Annotated in this window: 20 protein-coding genes; 19 read left to right on the forward strand and 1 reads right to left on the reverse strand. The window is 50.8% G+C overall.

The genetic code is table 11. The features are described from left to right. Window positions 1–4: 4 nt before the first annotated feature. From rbfA to rny, 16 genes are all read left to right on the forward strand, one after another. Window positions 5–340, forward strand: coding sequence for a 30S ribosome-binding factor RbfA (gene rbfA / locus RQP18_RS05245; RefSeq protein WP_342389107.1), 336 nt, complete (start codon window positions 5–7; stop codon window positions 338–340). Between the two features lie 51 nt (window positions 341–391). After that, window positions 392–1,300, forward strand: coding sequence for a tRNA pseudouridine(55) synthase TruB (gene truB / locus RQP18_RS05250; RefSeq protein ID WP_342389108.1), 909 nt, complete (start codon window positions 392–394; stop codon window positions 1,298–1,300). An 11-nt stretch (window positions 1,301–1,311) separates the two neighbouring features. Then, window positions 1,312–2,253: a bifunctional riboflavin kinase/FAD synthetase gene (locus RQP18_RS05255; RefSeq protein ID WP_342389109.1), complete on the forward strand. Its 942-nt coding sequence runs from the start codon at window positions 1,312–1,314 to the stop codon at window positions 2,251–2,253. 100 nt (window positions 2,254–2,353) lie between these two features. Continuing rightward, a complete protein-coding gene (gene rpsO, locus RQP18_RS05260) occupies window positions 2,354–2,623 on the forward strand; it encodes a 30S ribosomal protein S15 (RefSeq protein ID WP_040105620.1) in 270 nt (89 codons plus the stop codon). A 108-nt stretch (window positions 2,624–2,731) separates the two neighbouring features. Next, complete coding sequence (gene pnp / locus RQP18_RS05265; RefSeq protein WP_342389373.1) at window positions 2,732–4,840, forward strand: polyribonucleotide nucleotidyltransferase; 2,109 nt, start codon at window positions 2,732–2,734, stop codon at window positions 4,838–4,840. A gap of 5 nt (window positions 4,841–4,845) precedes the next feature. Continuing rightward, window positions 4,846–5,103 carry a hypothetical protein gene (locus RQP18_RS05270; protein ID WP_342389110.1) on the forward strand — a complete coding sequence of 86 codons (258 nt, stop codon included), beginning with the start codon at window positions 4,846–4,848 and terminating at the stop codon, window positions 5,101–5,103. Window positions 5,104–5,121: 18 nt separating this feature from the next. After that, window positions 5,122–6,792 (forward strand): ribonuclease J, encoded by a 1,671-nt coding sequence (locus tag RQP18_RS05275; protein ID WP_342389111.1) that lies wholly within the window; start codon window positions 5,122–5,124, stop codon window positions 6,790–6,792. 58 nt (window positions 6,793–6,850) lie between these two features. Beyond that, window positions 6,851–9,259, forward strand: coding sequence for an FtsK/SpoIIIE family DNA translocase (locus RQP18_RS05280; RefSeq protein WP_342389112.1), 2,409 nt, complete (start codon window positions 6,851–6,853; stop codon window positions 9,257–9,259). Window positions 9,260–9,269: 10 nt separating this feature from the next. Further along, window positions 9,270–10,535, forward strand: coding sequence for an EF-P 5-aminopentanol modification-associated protein YfmF (gene yfmF, locus RQP18_RS05285; protein ID WP_342389113.1), 1,266 nt, complete (start codon window positions 9,270–9,272; stop codon window positions 10,533–10,535). After that, on the forward strand, window positions 10,522–11,805 hold the full coding sequence (yfmH, locus tag RQP18_RS05290; RefSeq protein WP_342389114.1) for an EF-P 5-aminopentanol modification-associated protein YfmH: 1,284 nt from the start codon (window positions 10,522–10,524) through the stop codon (window positions 11,803–11,805). Before yfmF ends, yfmH begins: the two co-directional genes overlap by 14 nt. Beyond that, entirely contained in the window at window positions 11,798–12,487 is a 690-nt protein-coding gene (locus RQP18_RS05295; protein WP_342389115.1) for an SDR family NAD(P)-dependent oxidoreductase, read from the forward strand. Before yfmH ends, RQP18_RS05295 begins: the two co-directional genes overlap by 8 nt. A gap of 23 nt (window positions 12,488–12,510) precedes the next feature. Beyond that, window positions 12,511–13,314 carry a DUF3388 domain-containing protein gene (locus RQP18_RS05300; RefSeq protein WP_031548640.1) on the forward strand — a complete coding sequence of 268 codons (804 nt, stop codon included), beginning with the start codon at window positions 12,511–12,513 and terminating at the stop codon, window positions 13,312–13,314. A 9-nt stretch (window positions 13,315–13,323) separates the two neighbouring features. Further along, entirely contained in the window at window positions 13,324–14,139 is an 816-nt protein-coding gene (locus RQP18_RS05305) for a helix-turn-helix domain-containing protein (RefSeq protein WP_342389116.1), read from the forward strand. Window positions 14,140–14,143: 4 nt separating this feature from the next. Further along, entirely contained in the window at window positions 14,144–14,731 is a 588-nt protein-coding gene (pgsA, locus tag RQP18_RS05310; protein ID WP_342389117.1) for a CDP-diacylglycerol--glycerol-3-phosphate 3-phosphatidyltransferase, read from the forward strand. A 169-nt stretch (window positions 14,732–14,900) separates the two neighbouring features. Beyond that, a complete protein-coding gene (gene recA, locus RQP18_RS05315) occupies window positions 14,901–15,956 on the forward strand; it encodes a recombinase RecA (protein ID WP_342389118.1) in 1,056 nt (351 codons plus the stop codon). Window positions 15,957–16,119: 163 nt separating this feature from the next. Further along, on the forward strand, window positions 16,120–17,673 hold the full coding sequence (rny, locus tag RQP18_RS05320; RefSeq protein WP_373446161.1) for a ribonuclease Y: 1,554 nt from the start codon (window positions 16,120–16,122) through the stop codon (window positions 17,671–17,673). Window positions 17,674–17,717: 44 nt separating this feature from the next. On the opposite strand, the gene RQP18_RS05325 is transcribed toward rny, so the two are convergent. Continuing rightward, window positions 17,718–17,930 (reverse strand): hypothetical protein, encoded by a 213-nt coding sequence (locus tag RQP18_RS05325; RefSeq protein ID WP_342389120.1) that lies wholly within the window; start codon window positions 17,928–17,930, stop codon window positions 17,718–17,720. 88 nt (window positions 17,931–18,018) lie between these two features. On the opposite strand from RQP18_RS05325, the gene RQP18_RS05330 reads away from it, so the two are divergent. The 3 genes from RQP18_RS05330 to RQP18_RS05340 all read left to right on the forward strand — a co-directional run bounded on the left by RQP18_RS05330 (window position 18,019) and on the right by RQP18_RS05340 (window position 21,482). Then, the gene (locus RQP18_RS05330) at window positions 18,019–18,777 is read left to right on the forward strand and encodes a TIGR00282 family metallophosphoesterase (RefSeq protein WP_342389121.1); all 759 of its coding nucleotides are present in this window, start codon (window positions 18,019–18,021) and stop codon (window positions 18,775–18,777) included. A 99-nt stretch (window positions 18,778–18,876) separates the two neighbouring features. Continuing rightward, window positions 18,877–20,616 carry a 2-oxoacid:acceptor oxidoreductase subunit alpha gene (locus tag RQP18_RS05335; protein ID WP_342389122.1) on the forward strand — a complete coding sequence of 580 codons (1,740 nt, stop codon included), beginning with the start codon at window positions 18,877–18,879 and terminating at the stop codon, window positions 20,614–20,616. Beyond that, window positions 20,616–21,482: a 2-oxoacid:ferredoxin oxidoreductase subunit beta gene (locus RQP18_RS05340; RefSeq protein ID WP_342389123.1), complete on the forward strand. Its 867-nt coding sequence runs from the start codon at window positions 20,616–20,618 to the stop codon at window positions 21,480–21,482. The genes RQP18_RS05335 and RQP18_RS05340 overlap by 1 nt, the downstream gene beginning before the upstream one ends. The last annotated feature ends 97 nt before the right edge of the window (window positions 21,483–21,579 follow it).

The raw sequence follows: 21,579 nt of genomic DNA on the forward strand, positions 1-21,579 counted from the left end.
GACTATGAGCAACAGACATGAAAGAGTTGCCGAAGAAATCAAGAAAGTGGTGAGTGAGACACTGCGCACAAAAGTATCGGATCCGGATATCGGGATGATTACGGTGACGGATGTCGAGCTGACCAAGGAGATGGAGATTGCAACCATCTACTTCACTTCCCTGAACGAGAACCGGGAGGAAGTGGAAGCGGCGCTGGATCGTGCCAAAGGGATGGTCCGTTCCGAGGTGGCAAAGGAAATCAGAATAAGAAAAGCGCCGGAACTGCAATTCAAGTATGATACTTCTATTGAATACGGCAATAAGATTGAGAATCTCTTGAATGAAATCAAAGATAAATAAACCTGAGGGGACTCCCCCCAGGTTTTTATTTTTATATGGAGGCGTACAGATATGCACGGTGTAATACCTGTCAATAAACCAAAAGGGCTGACAAGCCATGACGTCGTCATGCGCATGCGCAGAATACTACATATGAAAAAGGTGGGCCATACCGGCACTCTGGACCCGGAAGTCACGGGTGTCCTGCCGATCTGCATCGGGGAGGGGACGAAACTGACCGAATATCTGCAGACGAAGAAGAAACGCTATCATGCCGAGGTGACGCTGGGGTTTTCGACGGATACGGAAGACCAGACGGGCGAGGTCACCGGAAGAAGCGACAGTGTCGCCGGCATCTCAGATGAGGCGATCGACCAGGCAATAGACGCCTTCCGGGGCAGCTATCGCCAGAGGGTTCCCAAGTATGCCTCAGTCAGGGTCGAGGGCCGGAAGCTGTATGAATATGCCCGAAAGGGCATCGAGGTGGAGCGCCCTGTGAGGGAAGTCTTCATCCATGAGATAGAACGTGCCGGCAAGGTCAAGAGGGAAGCGGGCCTCGTCCGGTTCAGCCTTGATGTAGTATGTTCGAAGGGAACCTATATCCGTACGTTGGCTGTGGATATAGGAAAGCATTTGGGCGTTGAGGCGCACATGTCCGCACTTGTCAGAACGGAATCATGCGGCCTGACGCTTGACCGGGCAGTGACGATCGAAGCGCTCGAAGCAGGGGAGCCGAAAGATGCCCTCGTGCCGATTTCAGAACTCATCGCGGATCTTCCGATGGTCGAAATCACCGATGAATCCTTCTTTTTCAAAATTCGTAATGGGCAGAAGATGGACAAATCTGATATCATTGAAAAAGTAGGGAAAGATGATGCCGATATGGTCGCATTCACAAAGGATGGTACACCGGTCGGCGTGTACTATGATCATCCCGAAAACACGGGTATAATGAAACCATACAAAATGTTCAATATATAAGAGGCGATGAGATGAAAATTTACAGACTTCACTACCCACATGATCAGCAAGAACTCAATCTGGAACCTTCTGCAGTCGCAGTCGGCTTCTTCGATGGCCTTCACAGGGGACACGAGGATGTCATCGGCAGGATGGAGGACATTGCGGAAGCGGAAGGGCTGAAAAAGGCGGTGATGACCTTCGATCCGCACCCATCGGTCGTGCTGAGTCCAAAGAAGCAGCGTACGACGTATTTGACGCCGCTTGACATCAAACTGGAAATGCTTGAGGAAAAGGGCATTGACTACTGCTTCGTCATCAATTTTTCAAGCGCCCTGGCGGGCCTTGAGCCCGACTTTTTCGTCCAGCAGTACATCGTGCGGATGAACGTCAGGGAAGTGGTCGCAGGTTTCGACTTTACATACGGCAGATATGGGAAGGGGAACATCCATACACTGTCGGAGTATGACGCATTCAATACGACGGGTATCGACAAGATAACAGAAGACGGGGAGAAGATATCGACGACGCGCATCCGCGAGGATCTGGCGAAGAACGATCTGGAGCATGCCAATCTGATCCTTGGGCGCCCCTATGAAGTGAAGGGCGTCGTTGTACAGGGGGAGAAGCGCGGCCGTACGATCGGCTTTCCGACTGCCAACATCGAGCCGGAATACCGCTATCATCTTCCTGGAAAAGGCGTCTATGCCGTAACGTTGCGCCTCGATAATGAGGAGCCCCTCTACAAGGGTGTGTGCAATGTCGGGGTCAAGCCGACTTTCCACGACAATATGGAACGCGTGTCGATCGAAGTCCACCTGTTCGATTTCGAACGCAGCATCTACGGGGAGAATGTGACCGTCTACTGGCACCATTTCATCCGCAGGGAACGGAAGTTTTCAGGCATCGAGGAACTGACCGGGCAGATTGCAAAAGATAAGCAAAAAGCCATCGATCTACTTGAAAACATATGATCCATCCAGTATAATGAATCAAGTGCCCTACTCTTGGCAGAGCGAATCTCCGACATCTGCTCGGATAGTGGTGAACAATAATACAAGGAGGCGTTTATACATGGCAATTACACAGGAACGCAAAAACGAACTGATTCAGGAATACCGTACACATGAATCCGACACAGGATCCCCAGAGGTGCAGATCGCTGTACTGACTGCTGAAATCACAGCACTCAACGATCACCTGCGCATCCACAAGAAAGACCACCACTCAAGAAGAGGTCTTCTCAAAATGGTCGGACGCAGAAAACACCTGCTGACTTACCTGCGTAACAAAGATATTCAGAGATACCGTGAACTGATCAAAAGACTCGGTCTCCGTCGATAAGAAATGGCAAGGCATATCCTCCGGATATGCCTTTTTTTATGTATATTTTTTTACAAAAGTGATATGATTGAATCAAGTAGCCTTACTAAGGAGAGTAGACAAATTATGATAGAATCAGCGAAAAAAGTGTACGAAACAGAATGGGGCAGGCATAAGCTTACTGTCGAATATGGAGAAATGGCGAAACAGGCGAATGGTGCCGTACTCGTCCGCTACGGGGAGACTGTAGTGCTGAGTACAGCCACAGCATCAAAAGAGCCGAGAAATCTGCCTTTCTTCCCACTTACAGTGGCCTATGAAGAGAAGCTGTATGCAGCAGGAAAGATCCCCGGCGGCTTCAACAAGCGGGAAGGCAGGCCGAGTGAGGAAGCAACACTTACAAGTCGCCTGATCGACCGCCCGATCCGCCCCCTGTTCCCGGATGGCTACAGGAATGATGTACAGGTCATGTCCATCGTGCTCTCTGTAGATCCGAACGCTTCACCGCAGATGGCAGCGATGCTCGGCTCATCCCTGGCACTCAGCGTGAGCGATATTCCTTTCGATGGTCCGATTGCAGGTGTCACTGTGGGACTCATCGACGGGGAATTCATCATCAACCCGTCGACTGATGAACTCGGCCACTCCGAAATCGAACTCCAAGTGGCCGGTACAAAGGATGCCGTCAACATGGTGGAAGCCGGCGCGAAGGAAGTGTCGGAGGAGACGATGCTCAAAGCGATCATGTTCGGCCATGAGAGCATCAGGAAAATGGTGGCTTTCCAACAGGAGATCCTCGACGAACTGAGCGTTGAGAAGCGCCCCTTCGAACAGCCGGAGAAGGACGCGGATCTGAAGCAGGACATGGAGGAGAAGGCGCAGTCCATGGGTCTTTACGATGCCATCCAGGATCCGGACAAGCAGTCGCGTGAAGATGCAATCAATGAAGCCAAGGAGCGCATCCTTGGGACGCTTGACGAGACGGATGAGAACCATGAAGAAATCCGTTCCGAGGCATCTGCGATCGTTGAAGGCCTGCTGAAGGAGGAGGTCCGCCGTCTCATCACAGAAGAGAAGGTGCGTCCCGACGGGCGTGAACCTGCTGAAATCAGACCGTTGAACTCGCAGGCGGGCATCCTGCCGAGAGCCCATGGTTCCGGTCTGTTCACAAGGGGCCAGACGCAGGCGCTGTCGATCTGTACACTGGGCGCACTTGGTGAACACCAGATCATCGATGGCCTGGGTGTAGATGAGAACAAACGCTTCATGCACCACTACAACTTCCCGAATTTCTCCGTGGGTGAAACCGGACCGATCAGGGGGCCTGGCCGCCGCGAAATCGGTCATGGTGCACTCGGTGAACGGGCGCTGTACCAGGTCATTCCGAACGAAACGGAATTCCCGTATACGATCCGCCTCGTCTCGGAAGTGCTGGAGTCCAACGGCTCGAGCTCCCAGGCATCAATCTGCGGGTCCACACTGGCTTTGATGGACGCAGGAGTGCCGATCAAGGCGCCTGTGGCTGGAATCGCGATGGGTCTCGTCATGAAAGGCGACCAATACACGATCCTCTCGGACATCCAGGGTATGGAAGATGCACTCGGTGATATGGACTTCAAGGTTGCCGGTACCGAAAACGGCATCACTGCAATACAGATGGACATAAAAATCGAGGGTCTGAGCGAAGACATCCTGAGGGAGGCACTCGGACAGGCAAAAGAGGGACGTCAGGAAATCCTCGCCAACATGCTGGCGACAATCAGCGAACCCCGTGCAGAGCTCAGCAGATATGCACCGAAGGTTGAAGTCATGCATATCAAACCCGACAAGATCCGCGATGTCATCGGCCCCGGTGGCAAGAAAATCAATGAGATCATCGACGAAACAGGTGTCAAACTGGATATCGAGCAGGATGGCACGGTGTTCATCGGCCATAGTGACGCATCCATGATAGAGCGGGCGAAGCAGATCATCAAAGATCTGACACGCGTCGCCGAAGTGGGAGAAATCTATATGGCAGAAGTCAGACGCATTGAAAAGTTCGGTGCATTCGTCCAGCTGTTCCCTGGCAAGGACGCCCTCGTCCATATCTCCCAGCTGGACACATCCAGGGTGGGCAAAGTTGAAGACGTTGTCAAAATCGGGGACAAATTCCTGGTCAAGGTGACGAACATCGACAACCAGGGCAGAGTAAACGCCTCACGCAAAGTGTTGCTGGAGGATGAAAAAGGAGAGTAATAAAATTGATTTTTAACAGGGTTGAACTCAATGATACAACGTATGACATCACCGGCCAATTGAGGATCAAGGAAGATGACGAAGTGAAAATCATTTTTGAAGACCTGATGTTTGGAAACAACCTCAAGGATCTCAATACGAAGGAAGAAACCATCAGACATCTTGTCATCAAGAACAGCGATGAAACAAGATACGATACGAAGAATGTAAAAGTATCCCATATCACGATTGATGGGAAGTTCTACCATGCCACTTTCAAGTAGGCTTTAGGAGGAAATATTTTGAACGAAGCAAAAAAAGAATCGAAAGTAAAAATCATACCGCTGGGTGGCGTCGGCGAGATTGCAAAGAACATGTATGTTGTAGAGGTCGAGGATGAGATGTTCATCCTTGATGCAGGCCTCATGTTCCCGGAAGATGAGATGCTCGGTGTCGACATCGTCATTCCGGACATAACCTATATCCAGGAGAACAAGCAGAAGCTGAAAGGCATCTTCCTCTCCCATGGGCATGAGGACTCCATCGGTGCGATTCCCTATATCATCGAATCACTGAACGTACCGGTCTACGGTTCGAAACTGACACTTGCACTCGTCAAAGACCGCCTCAAGGCGAAAGGCGTCAATAAGAAGGTAAAGTTCTATACGATCAACAGCCAGTCCCGCATGAAGTTCAAAAATGCGGAAATGGTATTTTTCGAAACAAGCCACAGCATTCCCGATTCCTATGGTGTCAGCATTGAAACGAAATACGGCTCCATCGTGTACACGGGTGAGTTCAAATTCGACCAGAGCCTGACAGGGGAGTACGGCTACAACATGGCCAAGATGTATGATGTTGCCAAGAAGGATGTGCTCGCGCTCATCAGTGACTCCACTGAAGCAGAGAGAAGAGGCTACAATACACCTGAAAACATCATCGAGGAGCATATCCTGGACGGCTTTGCCAGGGCACGCGGCAGAATCATCGTATCGTGCTATGCATCTAACTTCGTACGCATCCAGCAAGTACTGACGAATGCTGCGAAAACGCGCAGAAAGGTTTCGTTCCTTGGACGCACACTCGAGAGCTCGTTCAAGGTGGCCCGCAACATGGGATATTTTGATATTCCTGAAGGCCTGCTCGTGCCGAGCCACGAAATCGGCGACTATCCCGATAACGAAGTGGTGATCATCGCAACAGGGTCGCAGGGCGAGCCGATCGAAGCACTCGGCAGGATGTCACGGGGGCAGCATGAGGTGACCAACATCAAGGAAGGCGACATCGTCTATATACTGACGACACCATCTTCAAGCATGGAAGTCATCCTCTACAGCACGATGAACGAACTTGTCAAAGCAGGGGCACATGTCGCTACACCGGAGCAGAATATCCACGCATCCGGCCACGGCATGAGCGAAGAGCTCAAGACGATGCTCAACGTCATGAAGCCGAAGCACTTCATCCCCGTCCAGGGCGAATTCAAGATGCAGATTGCACACGCAAAGCTTGCAGCCGAGACGGGTGTGGAGCCTGAGAACATCTTCCTCCTGGAAAAAGGGGACATCGTCTCCTACGATGGAGACAAGATGATCAGTGCAGACAAGGTGACTGCCGGCAATGTACTGATAGATGGCAGCGGTGTCGGAGATGTCGGCAACATCGTCCTCAGGGACCGCAGGCTGCTCAGTGAAGATGGAATCTTCATCGCAGTGGTGACCATCGATCCGAAAAAACGCAAGATCATGGCAGGGCCCGAAATCCAGTCGAGGGGCTTCGTGTATGTAAAAGAAAGCGAAGACCTCCTGAAAGAGGCGGAACAGCGCGTGTACAACATCGTGCTTGAATCCATGGATGAGAAAAAGCTCGAGTGGAGCACACTCAAACAGAGCATCCGTGATGATCTCGGCAAGTATCTGTACGATAATACGAAGCGCCGCCCAATGATTATCCCGATCATATCCGAAATATAAAACAGCAATGAGACTGCCAATTCTGGCAGTCTCATTGTAAATAGGAGGGAAGCATACGATGGCAAAGAAGCAGAGGAAGACAAAGAAGAAAAAGAAGGATAACCGGTCCTATTATTCCATTTCCGCCTTCGTTCTCATCGTCATCCTGTTCATCACCATTTTCCAGCTCGGAGTCATCGGAACGTACATCGATGCATTTTTTGCCTACCTCTTTGGTACGAGCAGATACTTTACATATCTTATGCTGTTCCTGATGAGCATCTATCTGGCGGGAGAACAGAAGATACCGCTCACACGCAGGATGGGCGGCTATATATTGCTGCAGTTCGGCATGCTGTTCCTCTTCCATACACTGCTCTATATATTGAACCGTGGACGCATCGAGGATTTCTATACGTTCAGTGAAACGGTCGAAGCGATAGAGGCGAATGGAATCATGGAATTTTTCGGGGGCGGCATCATCGGCCAGGCCCTGTTTTCCTTCTCCTCGACCGGCATCTCCATGGTGGGCACACTGCTGCTCGGACTGATATTCCTTTATTTCAGCTATCTGCTGATTACATCGAAAGATATCGAGCAGTCGATCTCACATGATCTCATAAAGGTTTCGGAACTGATGAAGCAGCTCGGCAATGCCCTCATGAAGGGTTTGAAAGAGACCGGCAGCCAGCTTGCGAAGCTGTCCTCACTAATGTCCAACAAAGTATCGGACCGCAACAGGCCAGCAGTTGCAAAGGCAAAGCCGGAGAAGAAGGCACAAGCCAAGCCAGCCAGCAGCACTGGGGAAGAACAGCCCAAGCCAAAACAGCTTGCGGACTTCGAAGCGGATGAATCCATCATCGAAACGATGCATGAATATGACAGGGTCGAAAAGGAAACGGAGAAAGAGACCGTGACGAAGCAGGAAAGCGGCATGGACAACGCAGCCAAAATAGAGACCGGAAACGGCGAAGTCAAGGAAATAGAATATGAAACGGATGAATTCGGCAATGAAACGGATGTGCCGGTCGGCACTTCGGATGAAGAGACCGAACTGGATACATTCGACGATGAAGAGATCGACCAGCTGAAGCAATACGAACTGCCGCCGATCACGATGCTCAAGGATGCCGAGGTGACCGAATCAGTCAGCAACAAGGAAGTGCTTAAACAGGGTAAGATCCTTGAAGAGACGCTCAAAAACTTCGGCGTGAATGCCAAAGTGTCAAAAATCCGCATCGGTCCTGCCGTCACCCAGTTTGAAATCCAGCCGGACATCGGTGTGAAAGTAAGCAAGATCATCAACCTGCAGAATGACATTGCGCTCAGCCTGGCTGCAAAGGACATACGTATAGAGGCACCAATACCGGGCAAATCCGCTGTCGGCATCGAAGTTCCGAATTCGGTGATCAGCATGGTGACCCTGCGTGAAGTGCTCAAGCGCAAAACTTCGGACAATCCGCTCGAAGTGGCCCTTGGAAAGGACATTTCAGGCAGCCCGATCACGGCAGAGCTCAACAAGATGCCCCACCTGCTTGTCGCAGGTTCCACAGGAAGCGGAAAGTCCGTATGCATCAACGGCATCATCATCAGTCTGCTGATGAAGGCAAAGCCTCATGAAGTCAAGCTGATGATGATCGATCCGAAGATGGTGGAACTGAATGTCTATAACGGCATTCCGCACCTTCTGAGTCCGGTCGTCACCAATCCGCAGAAAGCAAGTGATGCACTGAACCGGATCGTCAGTGAGATGGAGCGCAGGTACGACCTGTTCTCCCATTCGAACACACGGAATATAGAGGCATACAACCAGTACCTGGAGCGTGAAAGTGAAGACCCCGAAAAGGTGCAGAAACTGCCCTATATCGTCGTGATCATCGATGAGCTCGCCGACCTGATGATGGTGGCGTCTAAAGATGTCGAGGCATCGATCACGCGGATCGCCCAGATGGCACGTGCTGCAGGCATACACTTGATCATAGCGACACAGAGGCCATCCGTCGATGTCATCACCGGCATCATCAAGGCGAACATTCCGTCGAGAATCGCATTCAGCGTCAGTTCCCAGACGGACTCCAGAACCATTCTGGATGGCCAGGGGGCGGAGAAACTGTTGGGCCGGGGGGACATGCTGTTCCTGCCATCCGGCAAATCCAAGCCGATTCGTGTCCAGGGGGCGTTCCTCTCGGATAATGAAGTCGGTGATGTCGTTCATCACATCACAAGTCAGATGAAGGCGAACTACGAAAAGTCGATCATGAACAAACCGGTCCAGAAGGAACAGAAAGAGTCGGAAGATGAACTCTATCCGGACGCGAAATGGTTTGTCATCGAAGAGCAGCGTGCCAGCGCCTCACTTCTGCAGCGCCAGTTCAGAATCGGATACAACCGTGCTGCACGATTGGTCGATGACCTGGAGGCGAACGGCGTCATAGGTCCGAGCAGCGGAAGCAAACCGAGAAACGTACTTGTACAGAATGAAGAATAAGGAGTCCTATATGTATAAAGTGAAAAACAGTGAAGTCAATCATATCCCGACAGCCATTATAGAGACAGACAAATTCAAGACCATAACGGTCCAGCTCCAATTCAGGAGCAGGATGGAACGGGAACGTGTGACAAAGCGGAACATCCTGTCGAAAATGATGGTCAAAAGGACGGTTGGTTTCCCAAAGGAAGCGGATCTTCTCAAATATCTTGCACACTATTATGGTGCACATCTGACATCGAATGTCAGCCGCAAGGGGCAGGATCATATCGTGAGCTTCAGTATGGAATTTGTAAATGACCGTTTCATCAGGGAAGCGCTGGATGTCATCGGTGAAATGTGCCGGCTGCTCCATGATGTCCTCGACACACCCTCACATTATGACAGTTCCTACCAGGATTTCTTCATCAAGGAGAAGCGCCTCTACAGAAACCGCCTCAGAAGCATGAAGGACAACAGGGCGCAGGCAAGTTTCCAGGCGATGCTTGATGTGATGTTCGAGGGGGAGGACTACAAATATCTGCCGCACGGTGTGCTGGAAGATGTGGAAGACATCACGCTTGATGAAATAAAGGAAGAACATGCGCGGATGATGGCGGATGACGACATTGCCATACTTGTCGTCGGCGCTGTGGACGACAGCATCAAGGATGACCTTAAGAGGATTGCGGCACGCAATGAAAATACAGAGGCCGCACACCGTTCCTATCCATACAGAGCAGTCGAAGATGTCAGAAGAAGCAATGATACGCAGCAGATCGAGCAGGCCAAACTGAATATGGGATTCCGAACGGATGTCAGGAATCTTCAGGAGCAGATGGCATTCAATGTCATGAACCAGATGTATGGCGGCTCCGCCTCATCCCTCCTCTTCATGAACATCAGGGAGAAGCTGAGCCTGGCATACCAGATCCATTCCCAGGTCGATGTGAGGAATGGCTATATGTTCGTCATGGGTGGCGTCGATCCCGGCAATGTGGAAACTGCAGAAAATGCAATACTCGGGGAACTGGAAGTATTGAGAAAAGGGGAATTCGACACGGAGTTCGTCGAAGAAGTGAAGCGTATGATGAAGGTGAACAGGCAGGAAGTGATGGACAAACCGAAAGGGCTCATCACCCTGGAGTACAACCGTATGATTCAGGAGGCGCATCCACTTTCCTGGGAGGAGCGTCTCGAAGCGGTGGACAGGGAAATGATCATGGAGATCAGCCGGAAAACAGCATTGGACACCGTATATGTCCTTACAAGGAGTGATGAAGATGAAAAGAATTGATTATCCGGAGATAGACGAAAGCGTATATCGGCACCAGTGTGACAACGGCCTTGATGTCTTCGTCATCCAAAAACCCGGCTACAGCAAGAAGTTTGTCACATACACGACGAAATATGGTTCGATGGACGACCATTTCAGGATTGATGGGGAAGCATTCAATGTGCCTGACGGCATCGCGCACTTTCTCGAGCATAAGATGTTCGAGAAGGAGGATGGGGATGTATTCAACCTGTTTTCGAAATATGGTGCCAACGCGAATGCATTCACCTCCTACGACCGGACATCCTATCTGTTCAGCACGACGGAATCCTTCGAGAAGAATCTGTCCCTACTGATGAACATGGTGGAGCAGCCCTATTTCACGGATGAGACCGTGGCCAGGGAAGTGGGCATCATTAATGAGGAAATAAAGATGTACCAGGACAATCCGGGATACAAGCTCTATTTCGAGACTCTGAACCAGATGTACCACAACCTGCCCGTCAAGACCGACATCGCAGGTACGGAATCCTCGATCAGCGAGATTACAAGCGATCATCTGTTCCTGTGCCATCGGACGTTCTACCACCCATCCAATATGGTGCTGATCCTTGTCGGGGATTTTGATGTCGAGCCCCTGATGCAGTATATCGACCAGCATCAGGGCGGACGCGATGTCGATGCCCGGCCGGAGATAGAGCGGGCCCTGCCCGAGGAACCAAGGGATATCGTAAAACCCCACAACGTGCTAGAGATGGATGTTGAGGAGACGCGGGTGATGCTCGGATTCAAGCATCACCAGGATAGGACGGATGCATCAGCGCGCCTCGTACGGGACCTGTCGATGATGTTTGCGCTCGACATGGTGTTCGGCGAGCAGTCCGAATACTATTATGAACTCATGGAAAAAGGACTGATCGATGATTCGTTCAGCTTCAGCCATATCGAAGAGGCCGCATTTTCGCATGTACTGTTTGCTGCAAACACGGAAGAGACAGAAGCATTCACAGAGGAAATCAGGCGCATAAGCGAGGCGGTCAAGGACAGTGGTTTCTTTACCCAGGAGAAACTCACGGTCCAGAAAAGGGAAATCATAGGGGACTACCTGTCCAGCCTGAATTCGCCGGAATATATCGCCAATCAATATACCAAATACTACCTGGATGGCTATGATCTGTACCGCCTTCCTGAGGTGATCGATGAAATCACAATTAATGATGTGGAGAAGCACTTTATCGATGTGATGGACAGCAGATACATGGTAGAGTGTATATTGAAACCCCATGCCTAGGTATGTCATCGCTGGAAGTACTGGAGATATCGGCAGCGCAATCCATGGGGGTCTGAAGGATGGGGCGGAAATCATTTCATTTTCAAGATCCCGGGCTCCGGTTCATGATGGCATCCACCATTTCCTGGATCTGGCTAAGCCTCTGGACCAGGATCAGGTCGCAGGCCTCTTCAGTGGCATCGACAGTGCTGATGCACTGGTATGGTGTCCTGGGGAGACGCTCTTCGGACTGCTTCAGGAAACACCGATGGAGGGAATTGATCGGCAATATAACATATCCATACGTTCGCTGATCACTTTCATCAATGTCCTTCTGCCGAAGCTCAAAAGAAGCGGGCAGGGCCGCATCATCATCGTCACTTCCGTATGGGGCCGCCACGGAGCCAGCTATGAAAGTGTCTATGCATCCATGAAAGGCGCGCAGGAATCACTCATCAAATCGCTTGCGAAAGAATTTGCAAGCACCGATGTAACCGTCAATGGTATTGCCCCGGGCGTCGTCGAAGGGGAGATGACACAGGAGCTTCCTCCGGAGGAGCAGGCTTTCCTGCTCGAAGAGCTGCCCCAGGCGAGATTCATCCGGCCCGAGGAAGTTCTGCATGCGGTCAAATATCTGCTCGCTCCCGAGGCGCAGTCCGTTACAGGTGAAATAATGAATATCAATGGGGGATGGTATACATGAGCACGACAGAGAATAAAAGGCCGATGTATCCCGAGCGGAACATCGAACAGTATATGGAATATGAAATATTGAACAACCGTCCCGGTCTGCTGGGGGATATTTCCTCACTTCTCGGCAACCTCGGCATCAGTATCGATACGATAAACGGGGTAGAGAATAGGAGACGGGGGCTGCTCCTGAGGACTGATGAGCTGAACAAGCTGAAACGTTTCGAGTATATGACCAAGTATATCGATGACATCAATATCCTGAAGATCCGTAAGCCCCAGGTGCGGGACCGCCTAGCCGTCAGGCATGGCCGGTTCATCAAAAGGGACGAGGAAGACAAGAAGCTCTTCCGCTTCACCCGCCAGGAAATCGGCATACTGGTGGACTTCCTGGCGGAAGTATTCCAGGAAAAAGGGCATCAGCTCATAGGCATCCGGGGCATGCCGCGCGTAGGAAAGACGGAATCGATCGTCGCCGCCAGTGTCACTGCGAAGAAGAAATGGCTCTTCCTGTCCTCTACACTGATCAAGCAGACCGAGCGTACCAGCCTGCTTAAAGGGGAGTATGACCAGAATAATGTCTTCATCATCGATGGTGCGGTGACGAGCAATTCGACTGATGAGGCGCATAAACAGCTGATCCGTGAAATCATGAGCTTTCCTGCCATCAAGGTCATCGAACACCCGGATCTTTTCATCGAAGGCATGCAGTACAAACTTGAAGATTTTGATTACATCATTGAACTCAGGGAAGATGAGAACCAGGAGATCACTTATGAAAAGCATAGGAAGCAGCACTGGTTCGAAGACGAAGATATGAATTTCTTCGGTGGAATGTAGGGAGGTCCCATGAAACTCGGCGCATATTTGAAAAACAAAAGAGAACAATCGGGAATTACGCTTAAGGAAATGCAGGAGAGGTCCGGTATCCGGAAAGACATCATCAAGATGATCGAGGACGGAGATCTGAATGCCCTTCCCGAGCCCCGTCACGCGCCATTCCTGCTGCGTCAATATACAGAGGCGGTCGGACTGGACTACGATGGGCTGGCGGAGCGATATTCAGATGAGATACCTGATGAGAGCCCGAACGAAAGAAAAAGGCAGCAGTCGGAAGATGGGGACTACCAGTATTTCAAAAGGGTGCTGGTCAGCTTTCTGGTCCTGGTGGGCGTACTTTTCGCAGGTTGGATGATACTGCTCCAGATTGGTTCCCAGACGGACATCTTCGAGGAAAAGCCCATATATGAAGTGGACGAAGAGGTGGTTTCCCCTCCGGAGGACAGTGAAGAAGAGACGGAGGAACCTGCGACGGTGGAGGAGACGGCAGAGGAGCCGACGGAAGAGCCGGTGACGGACTATGCTTTCAGCGGCTCCGATGGCAGCACATTCTATTATGACCTCCACGTGGAAGCTCCGCTCACCATATCGTTGGCCGGCAGCAGTGCGTCCTGGGTGGCCCTGACTGATGACGCAGACAATACCTACGCATACGAAAGCCTGACCGAAGGGGAGTATGAAATTTCGCCGGATGCGGATATCGTCTATCTGACCTTGGGCAATGCGACTGATTTTGAGGTGTCGATCGACGGCGAGCCACTTGAGAACCCGGGGCAGGGCGAGTCCGTCACCGTCTATTACGAATTCAATTTGATAAAGGAGTAGGACCATGAATATACCAAATCAGCTGACTGTTTTCAGAGTGATTCTGATTCCGGTCTTCCTCGTATTCATACTTGTCGATTTCGGCTGGGGCACCACTTCCTTCCTGGGGAGCGAACCGATTGCCGTGAGTCAGTTGATTGGTGCCATCATCTTCGTGGTGGCAGCATTGACCGACTTCCTCGATGGATACCTGGCAAGGAAATGGAACCTGATCACCAATATGGGGAAATTCCTCGATCCGCTGGCAGATAAGCTGCTTGTGACTTCCGGCCTGATCGTCCTTGTGGAGCTGCAGATGATATCGTCATGGATTGCGGTCGTCATCATCGCCCGCGAATTCGCTGTGACCGGCCTGAGATTATTGCAGATAGAACAGGGGTATGTAAGTGCTGCAGGACAGCTCGGAAAAATCAAGACGGTGTGTCAGATGATTGCACTGGTGCTTCTCCTGTTCGGTGACATGTTTACACAGTATCTGCCTTTTTCACCCGGAATCGTCATGATGTACATTGCAGTATTCTTTACGATCCTGTCCGGCATAGAGTATTTCTACAAGGGCAGGGCTGTCTTCCAGGCGGAGGGCAGGGAATGATTTCTGTCTCCGTCTCAAGCGTTTATTCCGTAATTGGCAGCACGCGCATACAGCAATCGGATAGCTGCGAACAGCAGTGGGAAAACAGACATGAAAAGCGAACATATATTCGCTTTTTGGTGCCGATTATGCTACAATATACTACGAAGCGAATTAATGGAGGGTAATTATGGACGAAAGACAAAAAGCGATAGATACAGTGATAAAGAACATGGAGAAGTCATTTGGCAAAGGCGCAGTCATGAAGCTTGGGGACGATGTTGGGCGCAAAGTATCCACAGTATCCTCAGGCTCCATCACTTTGGACAAGGCGCTTGGTGTAGGCGGATATCCGAAAGGACGGATCATAGAGATCTACGGCCCGGAATCCTCCGGTAAGACGACCGTGGCACTGCATGCGATAGCTGAAGCACAGAGGAATGGCGGCATTGCAGCATTCATCGATGCAGAGCATGCACTGGATCCCGACTATGCGAAAAATCTTGGCGTAGATATCGAGAACCTCTATCTTTCCCAACCGGATACAGGTGAGCAGGCACTGGAAATCACCGAGGCATTTGTAAGAAGTGGTGCAGTGGACATCGTGGTCGTCGACTCGGTTGCAGCACTGACGCCGAAGGCGGAAATCGAAGGCGAGATGGGCGACGCCCACGTCGGCCTCCAGGCGAGGCTCATGTCCCAGGCATTGAGGAAGCTTTCCGGTGCGATTTCCAAAAGTAATACGACAGCCATGTTCATCAACCAGATCCGTGAAAAGGTCGGTGTCATGTTCGGTAATCCTGAAACGACATCCGGCGGCCGTGCACTCAAGTTCTACAGCTCCGTACGTCTTGAAGTCAGACGTGCCGAACAGCTGAAACTCGGACAGGAGATCGTCGGCAACCGCACCAAGATCAAAGTGGTCAAGAACAAGGTCGCACCGCCATTCCGGGTCGCAGAAGTCGACATCATGTATGGTAAGGGCATCTCCAAGACAGGAGAGATGGTCGACCTTGGCGTAGAGTACGACATCGTTGAAAAGAGCGGTGCCTGGTACTCCTATGAAGGCGAACGGCTTGGACAGGGCAAGGAGAACGTAAAAGAGCATCTTGCCAATAATCCGGCACTGCTCGAAGAGATCGAAGGCAAGCTGCGTACCGCCCTCGGTTTCGGCGGAGAGAAGAAGGAAGAGGATGCCAAAGAGGAAGCGGCTGGAGACAAGCTGTTTGACGAGGACGAAATCTAACCGAATAGCGTCATACCTTTCAAGCACCGGAATGCAATTAAGACGTTCTGGTGCTTGCGTTTTTATATGATTATCTTTAGAATTGGGTGTATATAATATTGAATTCGAATAATATTATATAAAACAATAGCTAGAGCCTGTTAGGGAGGTGTTTATTGTGGACATGATAGACATTTTCTTAATCTTGCTTGGCATTTTTCTAGGTGTTGTTATCGGATATTTTATCGTCAGAAACACTTTGACTAAACGGCAGCAAGAGGCGCGGACTTCTGCTGAGCACATTATCAATGAAGCGAAGAAGCAGGCGGAGAGCCTCAAGAAAGAAAAGCTGCTCGAGGCAAAAGAGGAAAATCAAAATCTCAAGGATACATTCGAACGTGAATCCAATGAGAAAAGAGATGAACTCAAGGCACAGGAATCCAGATTGCTGAACAGGGAACAAGTTCTTGATAGAAAGAGCGAAGTTCTCGACAAGAAAGATGAAGCGCTGGATCAAAAGGAAGCCAAAATTGAAGAAAAACAGCAAATGGTTGATGCCGAGGATCAGAAGATTAAAGAAATTATCAGTCGGCAAGAAGAAGAACTCACTCGCATCTCCGGACTTACGCGCGAAGAGGCGCGGGAGGAAATTTTCGCAGAAGTAGAGCGGGAACTGTCACACGATATGGCTGTAATGGTCAAAGAGAAAGAGAATCAGATGAAGTTGGAAGTGGACAAGAAAGCGAAAGAACTGCTTGCTGTTACTGCACAACGCTATGCAGCGGAATATACAAGTGAATCGACAGTATCGGTCGTTACATTACCGAACGATGAGATGAAAGGGCGCATCATCGGCAGGGAAGGCCGTAACATCCGCACCCTTGAAACGTTGACGGGCATAGACCTGATCATCGATGATACACCTGAAGCCGTCATCCTTTCCGGTTTCGATCCGATTCGCCGATCGATCGCCAAAAATGCTCTGGAAGCGCTCGTACAGGATGGAAGAATCCATCCGGGCCGCATAGAGGAAATGGTGGACAAGGCGAAGCGCAACATGGAAACGAACATCCGTGATGCAGGGGAAGCAGCGGCATTTGAACTTGATATCCACAACTTGCACCCTGAACTCATCAAGCATCTTGGTAAAATGAAATATCGACTCAGTTATGGACAGAATGTACTGAAGCATTCCGTTGAAGTGGGCTATCTTGCAGGCATGCTTGCAAGTGAGCTCGGGGAAGATGTCCAGCTGGCAAGGCGGGCAGGTCTCCTGCACGACATCGGAAAGGCGATCGACCATGAGGTCGACGGCAGCCATGTCGAAATCGGGGTCGAACTCGCAAAGCGCTATAAGGAGCATGGAACAGTGATCAATGCGATCCATTCCCATCACGGTGATGTTGAACCGACAAGTATCATTTCGATACTCGTTGCGGCAGCCGATGCGCTGAGTGCAGCAAGACCGGGCGCACGCAGGGAGACGCTTGAGAACTATGTAAAACGTCTTGAACGTCTTGAATCGATCGCCGAAGGATATGATGGTGTCGAGAAGACATTCGCCATCCAGGCGGGCCGTGAAATACGCGTAATGGTCAAGCCGGATGAGCTGGATGATCTGAAGGCCCACCGTCTTGCACGCGATATCAAGAAACAGATTGAAGAGGAACTGCAATACCCTGGACATATCAAAGTGACAGTCGTCCGAGAAATGCGGGCAGTGGAATATGCCAAATAGAAAAACCAGCAGGATATCCTGCTGGTTTTTCTCATGCCTATATACTAGAGGTTGAGGTCGATGTCACGGATGCTTTTGAAAGCCTCGCTCGTCTCCTGGGCGCTGTTCGAATACCTCTCGTATTTCTCGGCAAGCTTATAGGCGCTCAGGTAGAGTTCAAGGCTGTCTTTCGCTTTGTCCTCAACGGATTCGCTCGTCGAAGGATTGGCCATGAGCGTCAGCTTCGCAAACTCTTTGGGATCGATGGATAGTGTCAAATTATTCACTCCTAGATATTTTATAAAATATAGATTCCCCAAAACATGTATAATAAACATCAAATTGAAAATCAAAGGATGAGAATGAATGCGCATTTTATTTATCGGAGATATCGTTGGAAAAATCGGCAGAAGGATGCTGCAGGAGCATCTGCTTGAATTGAAGCGCCAGCACGGGGCACAGGTGGCGATCGTCAATGGTGAAAATGCCGCACATGGCAAAGGCATCACCGAGAAGATATACAAGGAGCTGCTGACTGCAGGTGCAGATTTCATCACGCTCGGCAATCATGCATTTGCAAAGCGCGATGTGTATGAATTTCTGGATGAGGACATACGCATGGTCCGTCCTGCAAACTTCCCGGAAGGCGCTCCCGGCAAAGGTTACGGGGTAGTGAATGTGAACGGCGTAAAGCTGCTGATCATGAACTTGCAGGGACGCAGTTTCATGGATGCGATCGACTGTCCATTCAGGAAGGCTGACGCGATTCTGGATGCGGTCGACGCCGATGAAATATTTGTCGATTTCCACAGTGAGACGACAAGCGAGAGCCTGGCGATGGGACACTATCTCGATGGCCGGGTGGATGCTGTCGTCGGCACCCATACACATGTGCAGACGAATGATGAACAGGTGCTGCCGGAAGGGACGAAATATATAACGGACGTGGGCATGACCGGCTTCAGGGATGGCATACTCGGCATCAGGAAAGAGGAGGTCATCGAACGGTTCCTCCACCAGCTGCCTGTCAGGCACAATGTGCCGGAGGAGGGGGCGGGCATCCTCTCCGGTGTAATCATCGACACGAAGACCAATAAAATAGACACGATCCGCATCAGGGAATAGCGGTCGTCCAATAGGCTGATTTTCTGTGAATCGGTGCACTGATCATCGAAAATTACCTCGAATTTTGGTATATTAGATAAGGACAAGGAGGCAATGTGTATGAATGAACAATTGTCATGGAAAGTCGGTGGCCAACAGGGTGAAGGCATTGAATCGACTGGAGAAATCTTTTCAACAACACTGAACCGTATGGGATACCACCTTTACAGCTATCGGCATTTTTCGAGCCGTATCAAAGGTGGACATACTAATAATAATGTAAGAATTTCAACTAAAGAGGTCAGGGCGGTCAGCGACAACATCAATATTCTTGTTGCGTTCGACCAGCAGACGATAGATATCAACAGCCATGAGCTTGTTGCCGGAGGCATCATTCTCGCCGACAGCAAATTCAAGCCGGAGAAGGATGAGGACCTGGATGTGCAGCTCATATCCATCCCCTTCACTGCCACGGCCAAAGAGCTCGGCAGCCAACTGATGAAGAACATGGTGGCGATCGGAGCAAGTGCCAGACTGATGAACCTGGAGCTCCAGCCCTTCAAGGACATGATTTATACGATGTTCATCAAAAAGGGCCAGGAGATCGTCGACTCTAACCATGAAGCACTGCTGCAGGGCTATCAGCTGATGGATGATGAAATGGATACGATTGCGGGCGATTTCGAAATGCTGCCTTCCGACAGTGATCCCCGCCTGTTCCTGATCGGCAATGACGCGATCAGTTTCGGCGCACTGAATGCCGGGGTGAGGTTCATGGCGGCATACCCGATAACACCGGCAAGTGAAATCATGGAATATATGATCAACCACCTGCCGAAAGTGGGCGGTACGGTCATCCAGACGGAAGATGAGATTGCTGCAGTGACGATGGCGATCGGTTCGAACTATGCCGGTGCCAGAAGCTTCACTTCTTCAGCAGGACCGGGCCTGTCACTCATGATGGAGTCGATTGGACTTTCAGGGATGACAGAGACACCGCTCGTCATCGTCGATACGATGCGGGGCGGCCCGTCGACCGGACTGCCGACAAAGCAGGAGCAGTCCGACCTGATGCAAATGATCTACGGTACGCATGGGGACATCCCGAAAATCGTCCTTGCGCCGTCAGACGTCGAGGATGCTTTCTATACTACGATAGAGGCATTCAACCTGGCAGAATACTACCAGGTGCCGGTCATCATGCTGTCGGATCTGCAGATGTCCCTCGGCAAGCAGTCATCCGCGCCGTTTGACATGTCCCGGGTGGAAATCAACCGTGGCAAGACGATTACGGAAGATATCGAAGGGCAGGACGATGAATACTTCGAACGCTACAGCGATGAAAAAGATGGCATTTCGCCACGTCCGATCCCGGGCATCAAAGGCGGCATCCACCACGTCACAGGGGTGGAGCACAGCCCGGCCGGCACGCCGAATGAAGGTCCTGAAAACCGTCAGATCCAGATGGACAAGCGCATGAGGAAGCTGAAGGACTTTACGATGGAAGAGCCATTCAAAGCCAGGGGTGGGGTGGAAAGCGAACTGCTCATCCTGAGCTTCCTGAGTGTCAACGGCGTCGCCAATGAGGCGGCCGAACGCATCGATGCGGATATCACGACGATCAGCCTCAAGCAGATCCATCCGTTCCCGATCGATGCACTGAGACCATACCTTGATGGTGCAAAGGAAATACTTGTGATCGAGCAGAACTACAGCGCCCAGCTGCAGAGTGTGCTCAAGATGAACTACCATGGACATGACAGGATCCGTTCCCATGTCAAATACGATGGCACGCCTTTCAAACCCAATGAAATTGAAGCGCATATCAATTCAATTCTTAAAATAAAGGAAGTTATGTAATGGCGACATTCAAAGATTTCAGAAACAATATCAAACCGAACTGGTGTCCCGGCTGTGGAGATTTCAGTGTCCAGGCAGCCATCCAGAAAGCCTGTGCTGCGAATGGACTCGAACCGGATGAGCTGGCAGTCATCACCGGCATTGGCTGCAGCGGCCGTCTGAGCGGCTACATCAAGTCATACGGCTTCCACGCTACACACGGACGCAGCCTCCCCGTCGCACAAGGGGTAAAAATGGCAAATGACAACCTGACGGTCATCGCTTCCGGCGGAGATGGCGATGGTTTCGCAATCGGCATGGGACATACCGTCCATGCCCTGAAAAGGAACATCGACATCACCTATATCGTCATGGACAACCAGGTGTACGGCCTGACAAAAGGCCAGACATCACCATCATCCGATAAGGGATTCGTTACGAAGACGACGCCTGACGGTTCCAAGGAGACGCCAATCCAGCCGATCAAGACGGCGATGGCGAGCGGCGCCACATTCGTCGCCCAGAGTGTCAGTTCCGACATTAAACAGCTGACTGCCATCATCCAGCAGGCGATGGACCACAAGGGCTTCAGCTTCATCAACGTATTCAGTCCATGTGTCACATACAACAAGGTGAATACCTACGACTGGTTCAAGGAAAATCTGATTCCCGTCGAGGATATTGCGGACTATGATCATACGGATGCCCAGTCGGCGATGCAGAACATCATGGCGCATGAAGGCATGCTGAAGGGTATCATCTACCATGATGAGGAAGCGAAATCCTACCAGGAGAACATCGACGGCTACCTCGACCAACCACTGGTCAAGAAGGAAATGACGATCGAAAACGATACGTTCGATGAACTGATGGCCGAATTCAGATAAGATTCATTGCAGTACACCTGAAGTACAGAAGCTTCGGGTGTATTTTTTATTTTGTCTGTCAAAAAAGACAGAATTATGTCATAATTGACGTAATACT

The organism is Salinicoccus sp. Bachu38, assembly GCF_038561955.2.
In the GTDB taxonomy this organism is placed as follows: Bacteria; Bacillota; Bacilli; order Staphylococcales; family Salinicoccaceae; genus Salinicoccus; species Salinicoccus bachuensis.

What these genes read in the sequence shown, in the direction of transcription:
- RQP18_RS05255 (WP_342389109.1), top strand. Translation starts at nt 1,312, where the DNA reads ATGAAAATTTACAGACTTCACTACCCACATGATCAGCAAGAACTCAAT.
- truB (WP_342389108.1), top strand. Translation starts at nt 392, where the DNA reads ATGCACGGTGTAATACCTGTCAATAAACCAAAAGGGCTGACAAGCCAT.
- yfmH (WP_342389114.1), top strand. Translation starts at nt 10,522, where the DNA reads ATGAAAAGAATTGATTATCCGGAGATAGACGAAAGCGTATATCGGCAC.
- rny (WP_373446161.1), top strand. Translation starts at nt 16,120, where the DNA reads ATGATAGACATTTTCTTAATCTTGCTTGGCATTTTTCTAGGTGTTGTT.
- RQP18_RS05305 (WP_342389116.1), top strand. Translation starts at nt 13,324, where the DNA reads ATGAAACTCGGCGCATATTTGAAAAACAAAAGAGAACAATCGGGAATT.
- RQP18_RS05300 (WP_031548640.1), top strand. Translation starts at nt 12,511, where the DNA reads ATGTATCCCGAGCGGAACATCGAACAGTATATGGAATATGAAATATTG.
- RQP18_RS05295 (WP_342389115.1), top strand. Translation starts at nt 11,798, where the DNA reads ATGCCTAGGTATGTCATCGCTGGAAGTACTGGAGATATCGGCAGCGCA.
- RQP18_RS05280 (WP_342389112.1), top strand. Translation starts at nt 6,851, where the DNA reads ATGGCAAAGAAGCAGAGGAAGACAAAGAAGAAAAAGAAGGATAACCGG.
- rpsO (WP_040105620.1), top strand. Translation starts at nt 2,354, where the DNA reads ATGGCAATTACACAGGAACGCAAAAACGAACTGATTCAGGAATACCGT.
- yfmF (WP_342389113.1), top strand. Translation starts at nt 9,270, where the DNA reads ATGTATAAAGTGAAAAACAGTGAAGTCAATCATATCCCGACAGCCATT.
- RQP18_RS05330 (WP_342389121.1), top strand. Translation starts at nt 18,019, where the DNA reads ATGCGCATTTTATTTATCGGAGATATCGTTGGAAAAATCGGCAGAAGG.
- rbfA (WP_342389107.1), top strand. Translation starts at nt 5, where the DNA reads ATGAGCAACAGACATGAAAGAGTTGCCGAAGAAATCAAGAAAGTGGTG.
- RQP18_RS05335 (WP_342389122.1), top strand. Translation starts at nt 18,877, where the DNA reads ATGAATGAACAATTGTCATGGAAAGTCGGTGGCCAACAGGGTGAAGGC.
- recA (WP_342389118.1), top strand. Translation starts at nt 14,901, where the DNA reads ATGGACGAAAGACAAAAAGCGATAGATACAGTGATAAAGAACATGGAG.
- pgsA (WP_342389117.1), top strand. Translation starts at nt 14,144, where the DNA reads ATGAATATACCAAATCAGCTGACTGTTTTCAGAGTGATTCTGATTCCG.
- RQP18_RS05340 (WP_342389123.1), top strand. Translation starts at nt 20,616, where the DNA reads ATGGCGACATTCAAAGATTTCAGAAACAATATCAAACCGAACTGGTGT.